Source organism: Paenarthrobacter sp. YIM B13468 (assembly GCF_042788025.1).
GTDB lineage: Bacteria > Actinomycetota > Actinomycetes > Actinomycetales > Micrococcaceae > Arthrobacter > Arthrobacter aromaticivorans.
This window is the reverse complement of record NZ_JBHZPI010000006.1, coordinates 130237-151392: the sequence shown is the minus strand read 5'-3', so window position 1 is coordinate 151392 and position 21156 is coordinate 130237. Positions and strand designations below refer to the sequence as shown.

The window sequence follows — 21156 nt, the reverse complement described above, 5'->3', positions numbered from 1 at the left end:
TTCTGCCGGCGATTAGTCCGGCAGGATCCTGCGCACAACGGCGTCGGCCAGGAGTCGGCCTTTGAGCGTAAGAACCAGGCGACCCTTGAAGGCCGCACCCGGATCCACAAGCTCTTCAGCGATCAGTCCTGCCATCGCATGGCGGCCAACTTTATCCAACGCGTCAACGGACAAACCGGTACCTAGCCGAGCCTCAAGCATGATGCGCTCGACTTCGCGGGTTTCGGCGTCAAGCGTTTCCCTGCCAGCCGCAGGCGAGTCTCCGGCAGCCAGCCTGTTGGCATAAGCGGTGGGGTGCTTTACGTTCCACCAGCGGACCCCGCCCACGTGTGAGTGGGCGCCCGGACCGATCCCCCACCAATCGTCTCCCCGCCAATAGGCAAGGTTGTGGCGGCAAGCCTGTTCAGGCGTTTTCGACCAATTGCTGACCTCGTACCAGGTCAGCCCAGCCTCGGAGATTAGTTGGTCGGCGAGCTCATATTTGGCGGCGTGGTCGTCGTCGTCGATTCCGGCAACTTCGCCCCGACGGATTTGGGCAGCCAGCTTTGTGCCGTCCTCCACGATCAAGGCATAGGCGCTGATGTGATCTGGTTCGTAGGACAGGGCAGTCTCAAGGGACAGCTGCCAATCTGCCATCGACTCTCCCGGCGTGCCGTAGATAAGGTCAAGGCTAACGGCCAGGCCCGCCTCGCGCGCCCACTGGACCACCAGCGGAACACGGCTCGGGGTATGCGTGCGGTCCAGCACTTTGAGGACGTGCGGCACCGCGGACTGCATGCCGAAAGAGACGCGCGTAAAGCCAGCATCAGCCAGCACCTTCAGCGATTCCGGCGTCACGGAGTCGGGGTTGGCTTCGGTGGTCACCTCTGCGCCCGGTTCGAGTCCCCAGTGCGCGACGGCGGCGCGAAGGATACGCGCCAAGTCCTCGGCCGGGAGCAACGTGGGTGTCCCCCCACCGAAAAACACAGTGCTCAGTGGGCGCCTTGGCAGGCCGGAGGCATCCATGGCTGTGGCGGCAAAGTCCAATTCAGTGACAGCCGTGCCGGCATAAGCATCCTGCGACGCCCCACCACCCAGCTCCGTGGCCGTGTAGGTGTTGAAGTCGCAATAACCGCACCGCACCGCGCAGAACGGGATGTGCACGTACAGTCCGAACTTGCGGTGCTCGACGCCGGCCAGCGCCTGCGGGGGCAGCAAGCCATCCGCAGGTGCTGGGTCGCCCAAAGGAAGGACGCTGGGCATCTACTTCTTGGCCTTGTCCTTGGACTCGTCGGTGGTCAGCGCGGCAATGAAAGCTTCCTGGGGAACTTCAACCCGGCCCACCATCTTCATGCGCTTCTTGCCTTCCTTCTGCTTCTCAAGCAGCTTCCGCTTACGGGTGATGTCACCGCCGTAGCACTTGGCAAGAACGTCCTTGCGGATGGCCCGAATGCTCTCGCGGGCAATGATGCGCGATCCGATGGCAGCCTGGATGGGCACCTCGAACTGCTGGCGCGGGATGAGTTCACGGAGCTTGCCGGTCATCATTACACCGTAGGCGTAGGCCTTGTCACGGTGGGTGATGGCGCTGAAAGCATCCACTTGTTCGCCCTGGAGAAGGATGTCCACCTTCACGAGGTCAGCGACCTGTTCGCCGTCGGCTTTCCAGTCCAGGGATGCGTAACCGCGTGTCTTGGACTTCAGGAGGTCGAAGAAGTCGAAGACGATTTCGGCAAGCGGGATCCAGTAGCGCAGCTCTACGCGGTCTTCGGACAAGTAGTCCATGCCACGCATCTGGCCACGACGGCTCTGGCAGAGCTCCATGATGGATCCCACGAACTCGTTGGGCGCCAGGATAGTAGCGGACACCATAGGCTCGCGGACTTCGGCGATCTTGCCTGTGGGATATTCGCTGGGGTTGGTCACATGGACAACCTTCTTGTCCTCCAGCGTTACCTCGTACTCCACGTTGGGAGCCGTAGAGATGAGATCGAGGTTGTACTCGCGCTCAAGGCGCTCACGGGTGATTTCGAGGTGGAGCAGACCCAGGAAGCCAACACGGAAGCCGAAGCCCAACGCGGCGGACGTCTCGGGCTCATAGACCAGGGCGGCGTCGTTGAGCATCAGCTTCTCGAGGGCGTCGCGGAGCACCGGATAGTCAGTTCCATCAAGCGGGTACAGACCCGAGAAAACCATGGGCTTCGCGTCGGCGTAGCCGCTGAGCGACTCCGATGCCGGCTTGGCGAGGTTGGTTACGGTATCGCCAACCTTGGACTGGCGAACATCCTTCACGCCGGTGATGAGGTATCCCACTTCACCTACGCCAAGGCCCTTGGACGGTGTGGGCTCGGGGGAACTGACACCGATCTCCAGGAGCTCGTGCGTGGCACGGGTAGACATCATCTGGATGCGTTCCCGAGGATGCAGCATGCCATCCACCACGCGGACGTAGGTGACCACGCCGCGGTAAGTGTCATAGACGGAGTCGAAGATCATGGCACGTGCCGGAGCATCGGGATTGCCAACGGGGGCCGGCAGGTCACGGACGATTTTGTCCAGCAACGCCTCCACGCCTACTCCGGTCTTGCCTGAAACCTTGAGGACATCTTCCGGGTCTCCGCCAATAAGGTTGGCCAGTTCCGCCGCGTACTTCTCAGGCTGGGCTGCCGGGAGGTCGATCTTGTTCAGCACCGGGATGATGGTGAGGTTGTTCTCCATCGCCAGGTAGAGGTTGGCAAGCGTCTGGGCTTCGATGCCCTGCGCTGCGTCAACCAGCAGCACGGCGCCTTCACAGGCTGCCAGGGAACGTGAAACCTCGTAGGTGAAGTCGACGTGGCCAGGAGTATCGATCATGTTGAGGGCGTAGCTGGTGCCATCGAGTTCCCATGGCATACGCACTGCCTGGGACTTGATAGTGATGCCGCGCTCACGTTCGATATCCATACGGTCCAGATACTGGGCCTTCATGTCGCGCTGTTGAACGACGCCGGTGTACTGCAGCATGCGGTCGGCCAGGGTGGACTTACCGTGGTCGATGTGGGCGATGATGCAGAAGTTCCGGATGATGGCCGGATCTGTTGCGGCGGGCACCGGTGCGGTGCGGGCCATGGGAGACACGCAGGATCCTTACTGTCGACACTCGCACGGCAAATCCACCGGCCAGGCAAAGGCCAGCCGGGACACGCCGCGCATCTGATCCTCTAGTCTCCCACGAACCGGCCGTTCACCGTACATTCCTGCCGGAGCAGTACATTCCAGGCGGACTAGATGAAACGCTGTGGACCTTGGCTTGGCAAACCATCGCGGTAGCGTTGTCGGCATGGCATTGGACTTGCGCCCATGGGGCAAACTCATCCTTCGATCCCTCAAGGCGCTCGGCGGCAGCAGTACGACTACTAGCAGGAAGAACGCTCCCGCTGGTTCCCGTCGGCAGCAAACCCGGCAACCCGCCGTCGGAAATCGAGCCGCCGCCTACCCAGGCGACTTCAATGGCGTCGCGAAACTGCACTACTCCCCCAAGCCTGATGGTCGGCCCGATCCCGGTGAAATTGTGTGGACCTGGGTTCCGTATGAAGAGGATTTCTCACAGGGCAAGGACCGCCCGGTGCTGTTGGTTGGCAGGGATGGCGAATGGCTCCTGGGCCTCATGCTGACATCCAAGGACCACGACAACGGCAGGCGGGCAGGGGATTACGTTGATGTTGGGGTGGGACAATGGGACCGTCAAGGGCGGCCGAGTGAAGTCAAACTGGACCGCGTGATCCGGGTGAGCCCTCATGCGATCCGGCGCGAAGGTGCAGTCCTCAGCAAGCCGGCATTTCTGGAGGTTTCCCGCGCCCTGAGGGACCGACACGGCTGGAGCTGACCAGCGCGTCCACACTGGGCCGCGCTTTCTGCTATCCTTTATAGCTGTGTGTCCGTGCAGGTCGACGGCCACTCATGGTTGGCTGCCATAGGCATCCCCACGCCGCTCAGTCGATGGCCAACCTGAAAACCCTCTAGACCATTTCCGCATTAAAAAGAGAGTTCATACGTGGCTAATATCAAGTCCCAGAAGAAGCGCATCCTCACCAACGAGAAGGCTCGCCTGCGTAACAACGCCGTCAAGTCCGAGCTGAAGACGGCCATCCGCGCCGTTGCCAACGCCGTTGAGTCTGCTGACAAGGATGCTGCTGCAACTGCACTTGTTGCTGCCAGCCGGAAGCTGGACAAGGCTGTCAGCAAGGGCGTTATTCACAAGAACAACGCTGCAAACCGCAAGTCGGCGATCTCCAAGAAGGTCAACGCACTCTAAGGTTTTTCCAGTTCGACTGAGCTGATCAAAAGGCCGGCACCCATGGGTGCCGGCCTTTTGGGTTAACCGACAGCCGCCGTGAACGCGCCAGCTTCAGCGGCGGCTGGCCGACGTGGCGATAACCGTGACCGCGTGCTCCACGGCGTAAACCGGGTCGCGCGACTCACCCTTCACCTGGGCATCGGCCTCAGCGATGACCTGGATGGAGCGGATCAGGCCTTCCGGGGTCCAACGGCGGACATCGCGCTGGGCCTGCTCCACAAGCCAGGGCTGCATTCCCAAGTTCCTGGCGATGGTGGCCGACGATCCCTGGGCTCCGGCAACCTTGGCCAACGTGCGTAGCTTTGCCGCAAGCGCAGCCACCAAGGGGACAGGATCAACCCCGGTGGAGAGGGCATGCCGCAAGGTGGACAAAGCCACTGGTCCGTTGCCCGCCATCGCAGCATCGGCCACCTTGAAGGCCGTAGCTTCCACCCGGCCACCGTAGTAGCGCTCCACGGTTTCGGCCGTGACAGCTGTGGTGGCGTCGGCAATCAGCTGGTTGCAAGCGGCCGCAAGCTCGGACAGATTGGCGCCCACTGCATTGACCAAGGTCTGGACAGCTTCGCCCTCAATCCGGCGACCACCGGCTTTGAACTCCGAGACAACAAACGCAGTTTTGTCCGCGTCCTTCTTAAGAGGCTGGCAATCGATCACAGGCCATCCAGCGGATTTCACTGCGTCAAGCAGCTTCTTCCCCCGAACACCACCGGCATGGCGAAGCACCAAAACCACATCCTGTTCGGGACGGGCCAAGTAGGACAAGCAGTCGGCCAGGAACGCATCATTCATGGCTTCCAAGCCCTCAACTTCAATGAGCTTTCCCTCGCCGAACAGAGACGGCGTTACAGTCATGGCCAATGACCCGGCCTCATAGGAGCCCGCGTTCAGCCTGCTCAGTTCAACATCCGGAGTCGCGGTGCGCACTTGGGACCTGATGCGGTCCATGGCCCGGATACCGAGGTATTCCTCCGGTCCGGTGATGAGCACCACGGCGGCCGGGGTCGCGTCCCGCCAGCTGATGTTGTTCGCAGCGACGCTCTTGGCCCGCGTATTTTGGGCAGCAGCCACAGATGCTTCCTTCCGGAGGATTTTTTGCAGACTTCAAGTCTGCCATGCCTTGGCGACGGGGACGCCCTGCAGTTGCGGTCAGACTTTTCCACCTTGAGCGGTGTCCATGGGTTGGATCTTCCCCCGTCCTGCGGCACGTTTCGGAGAATCTCCCTACTAGGTGTGTGTTAGAGGGCAGCGGGCAAGCTGCTACAGGCACCTGTAAGGGGATACCAATGTACAAGAAATCACTGCTGGGCCTCGGGGTCGTAGCAATAGTTGGGATGGCGCTGGGTGCATGCTCAGGACCTGGAACATCGCCGGACACAACTTCGGCTCCGCCCAGTGAGAAGGCAGCGGAGGCGAAGCGGTACAGCAACGGGGAATTACTGGACTTGGTCAAGCAGATCAAGACCGCCGATGGCACCAGCCTGACCACGGTCTCCGGCGAAGAACTTTCCAGCCAGGAGAACCCGATGAAGGAACTACTTGCCTTGATGACCATCGAACCTGCAGATTGCAAGGCACTAGGCGCCCTGGGCTCATCACAGACCATTGCCGGATCCACGACGGCTGGAGGGGCATCAGTTGACACAGCGGGAGGATTGATGAGCGGCATTACTTTTGTCTCCGGTGTGGACGCCGACGCACTCCACAACGCGATCAAGAACAACAAGTCCCAAGCTGCGGCGTGCGAAAATATCACACTCTCCATGGCGGGGCAGTCAATGGAAATGACGACAAAACCAGTCGATGGTGTCGGCTCTGTACCTGACACCATGGCCTACAAGACGGCTATCAGCCTGCCCGATGGCAGGGCGCAGTCCACGTTCATCGCCTACGCCGTCAAGGACGGAGTGTTGATCACTGCCACAGCGTCCGGGCAAAACGCTGACGCAACCGGTGCCGCCGCTGTAGGTGCGCTCATGGATCAAGCAGCGGCGCTTATCAAATAACCACCTCAACCCGAGACACTTGTATCAGGACGTGCGTAATAAGCGCTACTTCCTTCGCAGTCTTTCCAAAACAACCATCACCCGACGGTGAAGGACCTTAATCCGCAGAAGCATGCCGCTTGGATGCAGGGCTGTCCAGACAATGAGTATGGTGACCACTGAAGCGACGGACATGGCAACGATGCCCACCGGACCTTCGGCCCATGGAAGTGCCGCGCCCGGTAATCCGGCAAAGAACCGCGCGATACCCGCCACGCCACTCGCGCTGGCACCCGCCAAGGCGATTGGAAGCCCGGCTGCCCAGGGATGCATCGCGGCGAGCGGCACGGCAAGGGTCCCCAGAATGGTTATGGGAGCCACGAGCGGACCAGCGATCACGTTTGCAAGAAGCGCATACGGTGAGAACTGCGGTTGGAGTGCCACGATGATCGGCCCACACAGCACTTGCGCGGACAGCGGCACGGAGACCCCCACAGCCAACCATTTTGGAATCACGTGAGGAAACCACGACGCAATACGGCTGGCAAGCAGCACGATGCCAAGCGTGGCCAGAACGGAGAGGAGAAAGCCAAAGTTGCTGGCAAGAGTGGGATCCAGCAGCAGAAGAACAACAGTTGCCAAGCAGAGGAAAGTTAGCGGCCTCCCCCGTAATCCGCCCGTCAATGCAACCATCCCGACAAATCCCATCACGGCTGCCCGCAAGACACTGGGCTCCGGTCCCACCAACACTACGAAGGCGGCAAGCCCACAGCCGGCGAACGCAGCGGCCAGAGGACGTGTCAGTCTGAGGCACCTCGCAACCAGGATGAAGCCGCCCAAAATGAGACTGCAATTCGCGCCGCTGACCGCCGTTAAATGGACCATTCCGGTCGATTTCATGTCCGCTTCCAGGCTCTCCGGAAGCGAGCTGGTATCACCGGTCACCATGCCTGGCAGCAGCCCGGCGGCGTCGGGAGGCAACCAACCTGCGGCATCCCGTAACTGCTCGCGCAGCTTGGCGGCCGGGTCTTGCAGATCGAAGGCAGAGTCCATCACAACCGGTCCGCTGGAGGCTGTCAGTATCGCCGCTTCTGATTGTCCGGGCCGGATTTCCTTGAGCGTGCCAGTTGTTCTCACACGCTGTCCGGGGCTTATGTCCTGCCACGCGTCGTCACCGATGACGACAAGGGCGGCAAAACCCCGAATCACGTTCCCTTCGGTGGTGAGGCTGTCCAGACTCGCGGGAACCGACCACCGGGTGTCGCTGGAATGCGCGGGCTGGGGTACAGCAGAAGGGCTGCCCGTGACCCGGATCTGGATGACCACACCGGCGTGAGCGTCGACGGCCGCAGCGAGGGGTCCTTGGTCCCGCTTGCCCGCAGCCAGGGCACAATGCCCGGCAGCCACGGCACCAAGCACACAGGCCAAGGCGAGAGTGGCCGGAACTGTCCTGGCACGTGAGGCCCCCGTTGCCCGCAGGCGCGAATACAGCAGCAAAGCGATGGCGGCAGCGGCAAGGGCCGCACCCATAGCCGCCGACCACGCAGCGGCGAAAACACTGCCAGCAAGTGCCGTGGCCCATGTGAGAAACACGGCGGGGACCAACCGGAGATCCAGACGCCTCAGCAACCGATCGTCGTCTGAATCCTCAGCCACCCTGCACCGTCACCAAGTCCTGGAGCGACTCCATAAGCTTGGGCCCGATGCCATCAATGGCATCCAACTCGTCCACTGAGGCAAACGCACCGTGCTCTTTGCGCCAATCTACGATGCGCTGGGCCATCACCGGACCCACCCTGGGCAGTGTCCCGAGCTCCTCCACTGTTGCAGTGTTGATGTTAACTTTTGCTCCTCCGGATCCCGGGGTGGCGGAGGTCCCAGCCGGCCCACCGGTGCCGATCCCGGTCCCCGTTCCCTGGGACGTCCCGCCCATGGACGCCTCCCCTACAGCCGGAACATGGATCTTTGCCCCATCTGTGACTACTTCTGCGAGGTTAAGGCCATTTAGGTCAGCGCTGGCAGTTGCCCCGTCTGCGGCATCGATCGCCTGAAAGATCCGGCTTCCTTCGGGAAGCGAAACGACCCCGGGTTTATGTACTGCGCCGGCAACGTGGACCAACAGCATCTTCGTGTTTTGTGATGGCGTCGTGGGTCCAGCGGAATTGGGCCCGCCATCTTCCGGCACGCTTCCATCGGCCGATACCGATTCACTGAGGGGTTCCATGGTGGGCTGACCAGTGGCCGCTTGAATAAGGAACCATACTGCGCAGGCGGCACCAATGATGAAAATGGCAACTGCTACCCTCCACGACGTTCGCCACCGAGTCCGCGCCGCCATCGTCTCTTGAGCATGAAGGGGGTCGGTAGCCGTGTCGTCCGGACCAACGTGGTCCAACGGCGGAATGGAAAGCAAGGGTGCCGGATCCCCCGGGGGGTTCAGTCCCGACGCAAAGCGTCGCCTGGCTGCCAGCGCTGCAGCGTCTGGGGACGCATCCCGATTCCAGCGTGGCATGGTTCGAGCCTATGACGGACCTGATGGGAGCGGAGTGGGCCTCTTAGGCTATGTGGATAAGCTCACGTGGGCGTGCTGCTCTCCCCCACGATCACCGCTAGAACGCCCAACCCGGCGTGCGCCGCGAGGACTGCCGGCAAGGCACTGATCTGAGCGGGTGGACAATCCGGGCATTTGTCCCGCAGCCGTTCGGCCAACGCTTCGGCCTCTGACTGGTTACCGAAATGGTGAACTGCCAACCGTTGCTGACCAGCAGGTCTTGAAGCAACATCAGCGGCCACAATCTCCTCGAGCCGGGCTACGGCCCGGATAGCGGAACGGACCTTTTCCAGCGGAACGATCCTACCGCCGTCGACCGCGAGTATCGGCTTGATCGCCAGTACTGTCCCCAGCAGCGACGCTGCGGCTCCTATGCGCCCACCGCGCCTCAGCTGCTCAAGGCTTGGGACGTAGAAATAAACCTTGGTTCGCTCCATGCGCTTCTCCGCAAAAGCACGAACTTCGGCTGCCGACTGGCCAGCAGCCGCTGCCACTACTGCACTCTGGACACCCATGCCCTGTGCCATGCCGACGGTGCGGGAGTCGAGTACCTCCACCGGGATATCAACCCGAGCGGCAGCCAAGCGCGCAGCATCGGCGGTTCCCGACAATTCCGAGGAAATATGGATCGACACCACGGCTTCGAAGCCGCGGCTTTGAGCGGCGCGATATGCCTGCTCAAATTGGCCGGGCGAGGGGCGGGACGTCTTCACGGATGCACCCGATGCCAAGGCGACGGCCAACGTCTCGGTGATGTCGTCTTCGCCCTCACCATAGATCTCACTCCCCACCATGACTGGCATGGGAACGACGGCGAGGCGACCATCCGCGGCAAAGGCCGCAACCCAGTCAGCCGGCAAGGCGGCTGCCGAATCTGTCACTACAGCAGTCTTTACGACGGCGGTACGCGCCTCGTCGGCTACCGGAACCGGTAGCGCAGGCTGCCGGAGGCGGGACAGCCGTTCCTTGAGCCATATCCAGGCAGGTGGTTCTCGCTCGGGCACGCAACCTCCAACGCAGGTGACCGGCCGCCGGCACAGTGCCGGCGGCCTTGAAATCCCTTACGCCTCGTTAGGCGGGGACGATGTTCACCAGCTTAGGCGCCCGCACGATCACGGTGCGGATGCCACGGCCATCCATGGCGCGCTGAACATTTTCCGACGCCAGTGCGAGTTCGCGGAGTTCGTCCTCGCTGATGTCCGGCGATACTTCCAGCCGGTCGCGGACTTTGCCCTGGACCTGGACGACGGCGGTGACGGTGTCCTGCACGAGCAGGGCGTCGTCGTGCGTCGGCCAGCCGGCGTTGGCCACGGAGGCAGGGTGTCCCAGGGTGTTCCAGAGGTCCTCTGCCGTATACGGGGCGAAAAGACTCAGGATCACAGCGACGGCTTCAACAGCCTCACGCACGGCCGGATCTGCCCCGCCTGCTCCGGAGTCGATGGTCTTACGCGTTGCGTTGACCAGCTCCATGAGGCGTGCCACGACGACATTGAACTTGTTGTTGTCCAACAGGTCCGCAGCATCGGCAATGGTTTTGTGCGTCACGGTGCGCAGGGCGCGGTCGCCGGTAGCCGGATCAACGCCGGGCTCGCTGCTGACGTCCTGGCCCAGGCGCCAGGCACGGGCCAGGAACTTGGCCGAACCCGACGGCGAAACGTCTGCCCAGTCGACGTCGTCCTCTGGCGGGGAGGCGAAGACCATGGTCAGGCGTACGGCGTCCACACCGAACTTGTCCAGCTGCTCGCCAAGGTCCACTCCGTTGCCGAGGGACTTGCTCATGGCCTTGCCACCGTTGAGGACCTGGCCCTGGTTGAGTAGCGCGCTGAACGGCTCGCTTGCCTCAATCAGGCCGATGTCCTTGATCACCTTGGTAAAGAAACGGGCGTAGAGCAGGTGCAGGATCGCATGCTCGACGCCGCCCACGTATTGGCCGACGGGCATCCAGTTGTTGATCTTTTCGGGATCAAACGGACCTTCGGTGTAGTCCGGCGAAACAAAGCGCAGGAAGTACCACGACGAATCCACGAACGTGTCCATGGTGTCGGTATCGCGCTGGGCTGCACGGCCACAGTTGGGGCACTCGACGTTGACCCATTCGACGGCGGCAGCCAGCGGGGAGGTTCCCTTCGGCGCCAGCGCCTCACCCCGGAGGTTCTCGGGCAGCTTCACGGGAAGCTGGTCGTCCGGGACGGGCACTTCACCACATTCGGCACAGTGGATGATCGGAATGGGCGTACCCCAGAAACGCTGGCGGCTCAACAGCCAGTCGCGCAGGCGGAAGTTCACGAACTTTTCGCCGGTTCCCAGCTTCTCCAGGATTTCGATTGCAGCCGGGATGCCTGCGGACTTGGACAGTCCGTCCAAGTCGCCGGAGTTCTTCAGCGTTCCTTCGCCCGCAGTGGCCACACCGGTCTCGGCGGGGTCTTCATCTCCGGTATCCAGAACGGCGCGAACCGGCAGGCCGAAGGTCTTGGCGAAATCGAGGTCGCGCTGGTCGTGCGCGGGAACGGCCATGATGGCTCCGGTGCCGTAGTCGGCCAGAACGTAGTCGGCTGCCCACACAGGGAGCTTCTCACCGTTGAGCGGATTGATTGCGTAGCGTCCGGTAAACACACCGGTCTTCTCGCGCTCGGTGGACTGGCGCTCGATCTCGGAGAGGGCCTTGACCTTCTCCCGGTATGCCATGAGTTCGTCATGATGCTCGGAAGTGACCAGGTCAAGGGCCAGATGTGCGTCGGCCGCAACAACGAAGAAGGTGGCACCATACAGGGTGTCCGGTCGGGTGGTGAAGACGGTGACTTCGCGCTCGGCCCGATCCTGGGTAGCCTCGATGACAAAGCGGACATGGGCGCCCTCGGAGCGGCCAATCCAGTTCCGCTGCATGGCCAGCACGCGCTCGGGCCAGTGGCCCTGCAACTGGTCCATGTCCTCGAGCAGGCGGTCGGCGTAGTCGGTGATCTTGAAGTACCACTGGTTCAGGGACTTCTTGGTGACAGGGGTACCACAGCGTTCGCAGGCGCCGTTGACGACTTGCTCGTTTGCGAGGACGGTGAGGTCCTTGGGGCACCAGTTGACGGGCGAGTCCTTGCGGTACGCCAACCCACGCTCGTAGAAGCGCTTGAACAGCCACTGGGTCCAACGGTAGTACTCGGGGTCGGATGTATGCAGACGCCGGGACCAGTCAGCCGAAATGGCGTAGCGCTTGAATGAAGCCGCCTGGGTGTCGATGTTGGCGTAGGTCCACTCGCTGGGGTGGGCATTGCGCTTGATGGCCGCGTTCTCGGCAGGAAGGCCAAAAGAGTCCCAGCCGATGGGATGCAGGACATCGAAGCCCTTCTGGCGCAGGTAGCGCGCGACGACATCGCCCATGGCAAAGGCCTCGGCATGGCCCATGTGAAGGTCACCGGAGGGGTAGGGAAACATGTCCAGCACGTAGCGACGCTCCCGCGAGCCGTCGTCAAGCGGGGTGAACACCTTGAGGTCTTCCCACACCTGCGGCCACTTGGCTTCCATCGCGGCGAAGCTGTAGACGCCTTCTTCAGGCGCTCCAGCTGCGGCTGTCTGTGCTGCTCCGGTCTCTGTCTCCGGCTGAACGCTCACTGCTGCCCTCTTCTGTTCTTCGATGGCGGTTTTGCCTCCTGCTGCGCCCAGGTAAGCCCCGGACACACAAAAGCCCCTCGACAATGGAGGGGCGGCCGCTCGGCTGTTGATTGCCGGGCGGCTAGCTAAGCAGAAGGATCGCACGCATAGATCTACAATAGCGCACGTCCACCCCCTCTCTCGCCGACAACATCGATGGCTGCGGCGCTGCGGCATGCGTCGAAAAAGGGGCCGGTGACTCCCCGCCATGGTGTGGTGGGCCCGCGGTGGGCCCCCAGCTGCGAGGGACCCACCGCGAGCTTGCGAGCGGAGGGAGCAACTGGGGACGGGCGGGCGGGAGTCACCGGCCCCTTTTTTGAACTACTTAACGTCCTCGTCGACCCAATCCATAGACTTTGTCACGGCCTTCTTCCAGAGCCGCAACTGGCGCTCCTGCTCCTCGACAGGCAGCTGCGGCTCCCAGCGCTTGTCCTCGCCCCAGTTGGCACTGAGCTCACCCAGGTCCTTCCAGAATCCAACGGCCAAGCCAGCGGCGTATGCAGCGCCCAGGGCCGTGGTTTCAACCACCTTCGGGCGTACTACGGGTACGCCGAGGATGTCGGCCTGGAACTGCATGAGTGCCTCGTTGGCCACCATGCCGCCGTCGACCTTCAGTTCGGTGAGGGGAACGCCCGAGTCGGCGTTGACGGCGTCGAGTACCTCGCGGGTCTGGAACGCAGTTGCCTCGAGGGCGGCCCGGGCAATGTGGCCCTTGTTGGCGAAGCGGGTGAGGCCCACAATGGCGCCGCGCGCGTCGGCCCTCCAGTACGGAGCGAACAAGCCGGAGAACGCGGGGACGATGTACACCCCGCCGTTGTCCTGCACTGCGGCGGCGAGTTCTTCCACCTGGGGCGCGGAGCTGATCATGCCGAGGTTGTCACGCAGCCATTGGATCAGTGAGCCGGTGACGGCGATGGAGCCTTCCAGCGCGTAGTGCGGCTTGTCGTTGCCAAGCTTGTATCCGAGCGTCGTGAGCAGCCCGTTCTTGGAGTGGACAATCTCTTCACCGGTATTGAAGATCAGGAAGCATCCCGTGCCGTAGGTGTTCTTGGCTTCGCCGGGCTGGAACGCAGCCTGGCCGAATGTGGCGGCTTGCTGGTCGCCCAGGATGCCGGCCACGGGAACTTCCCGCAGCAGTTGGGACGTGTGGACGTGTCCGTAAACTTCGGAGGAAGACTTGATGGCGGGCATCATGGAGGCCGGGACGCCGAAGACATCAAGAATTTCCTGGTCCCATTGCAGGGTCTCAAGATCCATGAACATGGTGCGGGAAGCATTGGTCACGTCAGTGACGTGCACGCCGCCGTCGACTCCCCCGGTCAAGTTCCAGAGAACCCACGCGTCGGTGTTGCCGAACAGCAGGTCGCCGGCTTCAGCGCGTTCGCGGGCGCCATCGACGTTGTCCAGGATCCATTTGATCTTGGTGCCGGAGAAGTAGGTAGCCAGTGGCAGCCCAACCTTCTGCTTGAAGCGTTCAGGTCCACCATCCTTGGCAAGCTCGTCCACAATCGACTGCGTGCGGGTGTCCTGCCAGACGATGGCGTTGTAAACAGCCTCACCGGTGTTCTTGTCCCAGACCACCGCGGTTTCGCGCTGGTTGGTAATGCCGACGGCGGCGATGTCGTGCCGTGTCAGGTTGGCCTTGGACAGGGCCGAGCCAATGACCTCGCGGGTGTTGTTCCAGATCTCCGCGGGGTTGTGCTCAACCCATCCTGCCTGGGGGAAAATCTGCTCGTGTTCCATCTGTCCCGTTGACACAATGTTGCCCGAGTGGTCAAAGACGATGGCGCGGGAGCTGGTGGTGCCCTGGTCGATGGCGATGACGTATTGGTTCATGGTGACGTCCTTGTCTCAGTGGTTTTGTATGTTGCGTGGATGAGTATGTAGTGGATTCAGGACTGCGGGTGCAGGATCAGCCAGCGGCTGCCGGCATGATGGCAGGCACCCAGATGGCCACGAGGCCAGCAAGAGTACCGCCAACAAGGGGGCCGACGACAGGGATCCAGGAGTAGGCCCAGTCGCTGGAACCCTTCCCCTTGATGGGGAGGATGGCGTGGGCGATGCGCGGGCCAAGGTCACGTGCCGGGTTGATGGCGTAACCCGTGGGGCCACCGATGGAGACGCCGATACCGACAACCAGCAGCGCTACCGCCAGCGGTCCGAGACCTGAGGGAGTACCGCCGAAGGTCAGGATGACGAAGACCAGGACGAACGTGCCAATGATTTCGGTGATGAGGTTCCACGGCGTTGAACGGATGGCCGGACCGGTGGAGAACGTTCCCAGTTTGTTGGCTGCGAGCGGCTCTTCGTCGAAGTGCTGCTTGTAAGCGAGCCAGCAGACGACGGCGCCGAGGAAGGCGCCGAACAGTTCGCCGCCGTAGTACGTCAGGGTGGAGGCGACATCCACTGGCACGCCGGGCGCGTATTCTGCACTCCCCTTGACCAGCAGGCCAGTGGTAACAGCCGGGTTCAGGTGGGCACCGGACTTGGCGGCCACAAAAACGCCCGCGAAGACCGCAATGCCCCAGCCCCAGGTCACCATCAAGAATCCACCGTTGTTGCCTTTGGTGCCTTTGAGCGCAACGTTGGCCACGACGCCACAACCCAGCAGGGTCAGCATCATGGTTCCGAATACTTCGGAAAGGAAAACTATTCCAAGAGACATCTTTGACTCCTCATTTTTCTGTTGTCAGCCTCCTCGCGGGTTGAAGAGGCCGTTGGGACGGTTCCGTCTTCCGCAACCGTCCCGGCGTGGTGAGCCCCCAAGGGGCCCATCTACCCCGTTTCCCGTCCCTGTCGCACAGTGGGACGGTCAAGCATTGTGTGCTGTGGCCCTCAGGCTACGAGACTGTGCACGTCTACCTTGTGGAACCGCCGCAGCACTTCCTGGGCGTGGCGAACTTCAGCCTCACGGACAGCGGCATCCCACCCAAGCGGTTCAGCCAAGGCCGCGGCGATTTCGTTCAACAGCTCGCCAGTTACCAGCCCGCGGAACGCGAGGGACGTCCGTCGAATGAGGACATCCACCAGATGCCCGATCTGCTCGTGCTCGGCCATGAAGGCCAATTCGCGAACACTGAGTTCCCGGGTGGAACGAAGCGGCGCGTCGTGCCCGGCGTTCAGGTAATCGATGACGGCCTCTGCCCGTGTTCCATATCGCGTCAGGAGGCCGGCCACGCGGTCCGCGTCCAGTCCAGGCCCCATGTGCTTCTTGATCCACTCCTGCTCGCCTTGTTCCGTGGCCGGGAAGCCAGCGCCGCCGCCGATGGCGAGTTTCGCCGTCGAAACTTTCCGTTCCAGACCCAATTCGCGAAGGACGTCGTTGGTCATGTGTTCGGCAAGCGCCCGGAAGGTGGTCCATTTGCCACCTACCAAACTGAGTACGACGGCGGCCTTGCCGCCTGGCGTAACCATGGCACCCTCGCCGGTGCGGACGCTGCGCTCGATCCTGTAGTCCCTTGAGACAAATCCCGGTTGGGTTGCATCGTGGCGCGGCAGGGGACGGACTCCGGCGAAGCTGTACACGATCTGGCCACGGTTCACCTTGATAGTGGGGAAGACATGGCCAATCAGGTCGAAGAAGTAGTCGATTTCGGATTCGGTGCAGACAGCGTCTTCTGTCATGTCGGCGTCGACGTCCGTGGTGCCGACCAACACCCGGTCCCCCATGGGGTAAATAAGGACGATGCGGCCGTCTGTGTGTTCAAAGAAGATCTCCCGGCCATTGCAGGCGGCCAGCAATTCCGGGTGGTCCAGCACAATGTGCGAGCCCTTGGTGCCGCCCATGAACTGGCTGGCGGCTCCCATGGCCTGGTTGGTCAGGTCCACCCACGCGCCGGTGGTGTTGATGATGACGTCCGCCTGGAAATCGAACTCCTTGCCGCTCAATTCGTCGCGCAGGCGGACTCCGTCAGTACCCATGGAAACCAATGAGACGTAGTTGCTGGCGCGGGCCGTCCCGCCAGGCAGGCCACCGCCGCGCCCGGCCTTCTCGCCATCCTGAAGCACGTCCAGGGTGAGCCGCTCAGGGTTGTGGACGGACGCGTCAAAGTAAGTTGCCGCGTACTTGATTCCCGGGTGCAGCTTGGGTAGTTCCGCCAAAGCCTTGTCCTTGCCGAGGAACTGGTGCCGGGGGACGCTGCCGCCGTCACGGGAGAAGAAGTCGTACATGCTCAAGCCGAGCTTGATGAGGAAAGCGCCGCGCTCGTTCGGTTTGCCCTGCTTATGCGTGAGGAAGCGAATGGGCGCGGAGAGGATGCCAGAGAAGGTGCTGAAGATGGGAATGGTGGTCTGCAGCGGCTTGACGTAGTGCGGGGCGATCCGCAGGAGGCGGTTGCGCTCCACCACTGATTCCTGGACAAGGCGGAACTCTCCGTTCTCCAGGTATCGGATGCCGCCATGGATCATGTGCGAGGACGCACCGCTTGCGCCTTGGCAGTAGTCACCACGCTCCACAAGCGCAACATCGATGCCCTGCAAGGCCAGGTCGCGGAAGGTTCCTACGCCGTTGATACCCCCGCCGATGATCAGCACCTTCGCCGATGGCCGCTCCTGCAAGGCGGTTACAGACTCACGCCGATGCGCATCAGAGGAAGTACCGGAAATCCTGTTGTGTCCCAAAACTGCTCCCTTGGGCTTGGTTTGTGCGCGGCGTTACGTTCGCTGCACCTTTCACCACTAATCTGGCGAAGGTGGAAAATGGAGTCAAGCTATTTGCACAAACGTGCAGTAAGGAAATGAGATGGGACGCTCACGTCACTCGGATGCCCTCCGGGCCGCACAGATGTACTACTTGCAGGACCTGACCATGGACGCGATTGCGCGCGAACTGAGGACCTCACGCTCCACCGTTTCAAGGCTTTTGTCATCCGCCCGGGAAACAGGTTTGGTCCAGGTCCAGATCCGCAGCCCGTTTGATACCGCCCCCGAACTCGAGAGCCAGATTCGCGACAAATTCAAGGTGGACGTCCATGTAGTGCCTGTGCTTGAAACCTTGAACGAGGCCGAGACGCTGGACCGCGTGGCCATGCAGGCAGCGCGGACCATAGGACCTCTGGTGGATTCCAATGCCATCATCGGCATCGCCTGGGGTGCCACGCTCAGCGCTGTCAGCCGGCACCTGACCCGGAAAGTCACGCACGACACCATCGTTGTCCAACTCAACGGCGCGGGAAACATGCAAACAACCGGCATCACCTACGCGAGCGACATCATGCGGCGCTTTGGCAGCGCCTACGGAGCGCGGGTGGAACAGTTTCCCGTGCCTGCCTTTTTCGATCACGCGGCCACCAAGACGGCCATGTGGAATGAGCGCAGCGTTCAACGCATCCTGGATCTGCAGGCGCGCATGAGCATCGCCATTTTCGGTGTTGGATCCGTTGATTCGGACTATCCAAGCCATGTGTATGCGGGCGGTTACCTCGACGAACAAGACCTCAGCATGTTGGCTGCCGACGACGTGGTGGGCGACGTAGCCACTGTGTTCTTCCGTAGTGATGGATCATCTGACGGCATTACTCTGAACGAACGGTCCACCGGTCCAAGCCATGAACAGCTGCGGCAGGTTCGTCGCCGGATTTGCGTCGTGTCCGGCGCCTCCAAAATCAACGGCCTGCAGGGCGCCCTGGCAGCCGGACTTGCCACTGACCTCATCCTCGATGAAGCCTCGGCGCGCCGCTTGGTGAGTTTCAGTGACCAGTCCTGAGGCTTTCCGCCGCGGAATGGGTAGAGTCGTTCATATGAGATTCCCGGCCCGGCTGACCTTGAACAACGGCGTGATGATGGACCGCTTGGGATTCGGACTCTATAAGGTGCCGCCAAAAGAAGCTGAGGCTTTGGTGAGCACTGCCCTCGGCGAAGGCTATCGGCGGTTCGATACCGCCGCCATGTATCGCAACGAGGTAGGCGTAGGCCGCGCGATCGGTGGTGCAATCGGCGATGCCAACGAGGCAAACCTCGGCACGGGTGGTTCCGGAGAATCCGTGCATGCCCTGACCCGGGAAGACGTCTTTGTCACCACCAAGGTTTGGAATGACGACCACGGTTACGACTCCACGCTCCGCGCTTTCGATTCATCCATGGCCAACCTCGGACTGGACTACGTGGACCTTTACCTCATCCACTGGCCGTGTGCCGGACGAGGCCTGTTCGTGGAGACCTATAAGGCCATGGAAACCCTGTACAGGGAAGGCAAAGTCCGTGCCATTGGGGTTTCGAATTTCCAGCCCGGGCACTTGGAAGAACTCATGCAGAAAGCCGAAGTGGTCCCGGCTGTTAACCAGATAGAGCTGCATCCCTGGCTTCAGCAGGCCAGGCTGCGGACACTGCATGAACAACTCGGGATCCGAACCGAAGCATGGAGCCCCCTTGGCCGTGGGCAGGTCCTTGCGGACCCCGCGATCGCGGATTTGGCTCACAAGTACGGCAGGACACCGGCCCAAATAATCCTCCGGTGGCATCTCCAGCTTGGGAACCTCGTCATTCCGAAAGCCAGTTCCGCGGGGCGGATCAAGGAGAACTTTGCCGTTTTCGACTTCGAACTTGAGGCAGCAGACGTGGACGGCATGGCGGCGCTTGAACGCCACCACCGCACGGGCTCGCACCCGGACAACGTGAATTAGGAACGGCCGAATGGAAAAAGTGGACACCGCGCATACCCCGGAAGACGCAGATGCCCCGATTGAATTCATCAGCGAGTCCCTACAGGGCCGCACTATCGCCTCTGATGTGGACGTAGATGGCAGCAACGTAGCGTATTGGACGTACGAACCCATCAAACCCACACAGGATGCCCGCACGATTTTGGTCATTCACGGTTTTCGGGGTGACCACCATGGATTACTCCGTGTCGCGGACCTGCTTCCGGACATGCGGATCATCATGCCGGACCTCCCGGCTTTTGGCAGTTCAGATCCTTTCTGTGACGACGAACATACGGTTGAGCGTTACGGTCGTTTCATCTCCGGCTTCATGGCCGCACTCGGTCTGGGCCCCAAGACCGTGCTGCTGGGCCACTCATTTGGTTCCATCGTCGCGAGCCATTTTGCGGCCCGGAATCCCGGCGCCATTTATCCATTGATCCTGGTCAACCCCATCGCTGCACCCGCATTGGAGGGTCCCAAAGGGATCATGACCAAGCTCGCGGTGTTTTACTACCAGGTGTCCGCCAAGCTTCCAAGGCGCCTTGGACTTGCCCTCCTGCGCAACCGGGCCATTGTCCGGGTCATGAGCATCACCATGGCCAAGACCAAAGACAAAGACCTGCGCCGCTTCATCCATGGCCAGCATGATGCCTACTTCAGCGCCTTCGCGGACCGAAGGAGCCTGCTCGAATCCTTCAAGGCATCCGTGTCCGGTACCGTGGCAGACGTCGCCGGGGAGTTACGCCTCCCCGTACTGCTAATAGCCGGGGAAAAAGACGAGATCGCCACCCTGCCCAACCAGTACAAACTGATGGAGCGCCTTCCCGAGGCCACCCTGGAAGTGATTCCCGACGTCGGGCATTTGATCCATTACGAGACGCCGGCCCCGGCGGCCGCAGCTATCCGCACCTTCTTGGAGGAACACCCCGCGTGAAAATTGTCATCGACGCCCGCTTCACCAGGACGGACCACCACGATGGCATCAGCCGGTACGGTTCAAGCCTCATTGCAGCAACATCCAAAATTGCAGATGTCACCATGCTCATCCATGACAAACGCCAACTCGCGTTGCTTCCCGACGTGCCCTACGTGATGGTCAACAGCCCGCTGTCCCCACGCGAGCTGTTCGTTGCCCGCAAGGTCAACTCCTTGGGTGCGGACGTCGTGGTATGCCCCATGCAGACCATGGGAACCCTGGGGCGGAAGTATGGCCTGATCCTTACGCTGCACGACCTCATCTATTACGAACACCCCGCTCCCCCGGGGTTCCTTCCGGCTCCTGTACGGCTGCTCTGGAGGCTGTACCACAAGGCGTTCTGGCCGCAGCGCGTGCTGCTGAACCGGGCTGACGTGGTGGCTACCATCAGCAGGACCACAGAGGCTTTGATGGCCAAGTACACCTTGACCCGCCGCCCCGTGCGGATCGTTGGCAATGCGCCGCAGCCCGGCCAGACTCCCCGCGACCCTTCGGCCGGGGCGGATAAGACCCTGCTGTACATGGGTTCGTTCATGCCCTACAAGAACGTGGAAACCATGATTCGGGGAATGGCTGGCCTGCCGGATTACACCCTGCACTTGCTCAGCCGGATTACGCCCCAGCGTCGGGCGGAACTCGAGGCCATGGTCCCCCACGGGGCCAAGGTCCAGTTCCACAACGGTGTAACAGACGCCGAGTATGAAGAACTTTTGATCAGGGCGACTGCACTCGTCAGCTTGTCGCGGGCCGAGGGATATGGCTTGCCCCTGGTGGAGGCGATGTCACTGGGAACTCCTGTTATCGCCAGCGACATTCCGATTTTCCGGGAAGTGGGCGCCGATGCGGTCAGCTATGTTGACCCCGAGTCGCCCTCGGAGTTTGCTGCGGCCGTCACGGCGCTGGGCGATGACAGCTTGTGGCAAAAACGTTCCCGCAGGTCCGTGGAACGTGCCGGAGACTTCAACTGGGATGAATCCGCCCGGCAGTTGCTGGCTGCGGCAGAAGAGGTCGTGGCACTTCGTAAGCGCTAGCGTGCCCGCCCAACCGGTAGT

At 61.8% G+C, this 21156-nt stretch carries 17 protein-coding genes; 7 read left to right on the top strand and 10 right to left on the bottom strand.

From position 1 onward, the window contains the following. Positions 1-12: 12 nt before the first annotated feature. Positions 13-1242: a radical SAM family heme chaperone HemW gene (gene hemW, locus ACFX4T_RS08190; protein WP_216925591.1), complete on the bottom strand. Its 1230-nt coding sequence runs from the start codon at positions 1240-1242 to the stop codon at positions 13-15. Then, complete coding sequence (gene lepA / locus ACFX4T_RS08185; RefSeq protein ID WP_216925590.1) at positions 1243-3096, bottom strand: translation elongation factor 4; 1854 nt, start codon at positions 3094-3096, stop codon at positions 1243-1245. It abuts the gene before it with no gap. 202 nt (positions 3097-3298) lie between these two features. On the opposite strand from lepA, the gene ACFX4T_RS08180 reads away from it, so the two are divergent. Next, positions 3299-3844: a type II toxin-antitoxin system PemK/MazF family toxin gene (locus tag ACFX4T_RS08180; protein WP_216925589.1), complete on the top strand. Its 546-nt coding sequence runs from the start codon at positions 3299-3301 to the stop codon at positions 3842-3844. 168 nt (positions 3845-4012) lie between these two features. After that, complete coding sequence (rpsT, locus tag ACFX4T_RS08175) at positions 4013-4273, top strand: 30S ribosomal protein S20 (protein WP_216925588.1); 261 nt, start codon at positions 4013-4015, stop codon at positions 4271-4273. A 93-nt stretch (positions 4274-4366) separates the two neighbouring features. Here the strand turns inward: rpsT and holA are convergent, their stop codons facing one another. Further along, entirely contained in the window at positions 4367-5383 is a 1017-nt protein-coding gene (gene holA, locus ACFX4T_RS08170) for a DNA polymerase III subunit delta (protein ID WP_377651424.1), read from the bottom strand. A gap of 215 nt (positions 5384-5598) precedes the next feature. On the opposite strand from holA, the gene ACFX4T_RS08165 reads away from it, so the two are divergent. Next, the gene (locus ACFX4T_RS08165; protein ID WP_377651423.1) at positions 5599-6318 is read left to right on the top strand and encodes a hypothetical protein; all 720 of its coding nucleotides are present in this window, start codon (positions 5599-5601) and stop codon (positions 6316-6318) included. A gap of 45 nt (positions 6319-6363) precedes the next feature. On the opposite strand, the gene ACFX4T_RS08160 is transcribed toward ACFX4T_RS08165, so the two are convergent. From ACFX4T_RS08160 to ACFX4T_RS08130, 7 genes are all read right to left on the bottom strand, one after another. After that, positions 6364-7953, bottom strand: a complete 1590-nt coding sequence (locus ACFX4T_RS08160; RefSeq protein ID WP_377651422.1) for a ComEC/Rec2 family competence protein — start codon at positions 7951-7953, stop codon at positions 6364-6366. Continuing rightward, positions 7946-8809, bottom strand: a complete 864-nt coding sequence (locus tag ACFX4T_RS08155) for a helix-hairpin-helix domain-containing protein (RefSeq protein ID WP_377651421.1) — start codon at positions 8807-8809, stop codon at positions 7946-7948. Before ACFX4T_RS08155 ends, ACFX4T_RS08160 begins: the two co-directional genes overlap by 8 nt. Positions 8810-8871: 62 nt before the next feature. After that, entirely contained in the window at positions 8872-9852 is a 981-nt protein-coding gene (locus ACFX4T_RS08150) for a DegV family protein (protein WP_377651420.1), read from the bottom strand. Between the two features lie 67 nt (positions 9853-9919). After that, positions 9920-12448: a leucine--tRNA ligase gene (gene leuS / locus ACFX4T_RS08145; RefSeq protein ID WP_377651449.1), complete on the bottom strand. Its 2529-nt coding sequence runs from the start codon at positions 12446-12448 to the stop codon at positions 9920-9922. A gap of 360 nt (positions 12449-12808) precedes the next feature. Then, complete coding sequence (glpK, locus tag ACFX4T_RS08140; protein ID WP_377651419.1) at positions 12809-14323, bottom strand: glycerol kinase GlpK; 1515 nt, start codon at positions 14321-14323, stop codon at positions 12809-12811. Between the two features lie 76 nt (positions 14324-14399). Then, positions 14400-15152 carry an MIP/aquaporin family protein gene (locus tag ACFX4T_RS08135; RefSeq protein ID WP_377651418.1) on the bottom strand — a complete coding sequence of 251 codons (753 nt, stop codon included), beginning with the start codon at positions 15150-15152 and terminating at the stop codon, positions 14400-14402. Positions 15153-15322: 170 nt separating this feature from the next. Then, entirely contained in the window at positions 15323-17107 is a 1785-nt protein-coding gene (locus tag ACFX4T_RS08130) for a glycerol-3-phosphate dehydrogenase/oxidase (RefSeq protein WP_377651417.1), read from the bottom strand. A gap of 121 nt (positions 17108-17228) precedes the next feature. On the opposite strand from ACFX4T_RS08130, the gene ACFX4T_RS08125 reads away from it, so the two are divergent. Genes ACFX4T_RS08125 through ACFX4T_RS08110 form a run of 4 tightly spaced genes read left to right on the top strand, consistent with a single transcriptional unit; the run spans position 17229 to position 21135 of the window. Further along, a complete protein-coding gene (locus ACFX4T_RS08125) occupies positions 17229-18191 on the top strand; it encodes a sugar-binding transcriptional regulator (RefSeq protein ID WP_223946176.1) in 963 nt (320 codons plus the stop codon). A 34-nt stretch (positions 18192-18225) separates the two neighbouring features. Further along, positions 18226-19107: an aldo/keto reductase gene (locus ACFX4T_RS08120; RefSeq protein WP_216925578.1), complete on the top strand. Its 882-nt coding sequence runs from the start codon at positions 18226-18228 to the stop codon at positions 19105-19107. 10 nt (positions 19108-19117) lie between these two features. Beyond that, entirely contained in the window at positions 19118-20062 is a 945-nt protein-coding gene (locus ACFX4T_RS08115; RefSeq protein WP_377651416.1) for an alpha/beta fold hydrolase, read from the top strand. Beyond that, positions 20059-21135, top strand: a complete 1077-nt coding sequence (locus ACFX4T_RS08110) for a glycosyltransferase family 1 protein (RefSeq protein WP_223946180.1) — start codon at positions 20059-20061, stop codon at positions 21133-21135. Before ACFX4T_RS08115 ends, ACFX4T_RS08110 begins: the two co-directional genes overlap by 4 nt. Positions 21136-21156 lie beyond the last annotated feature (21 nt).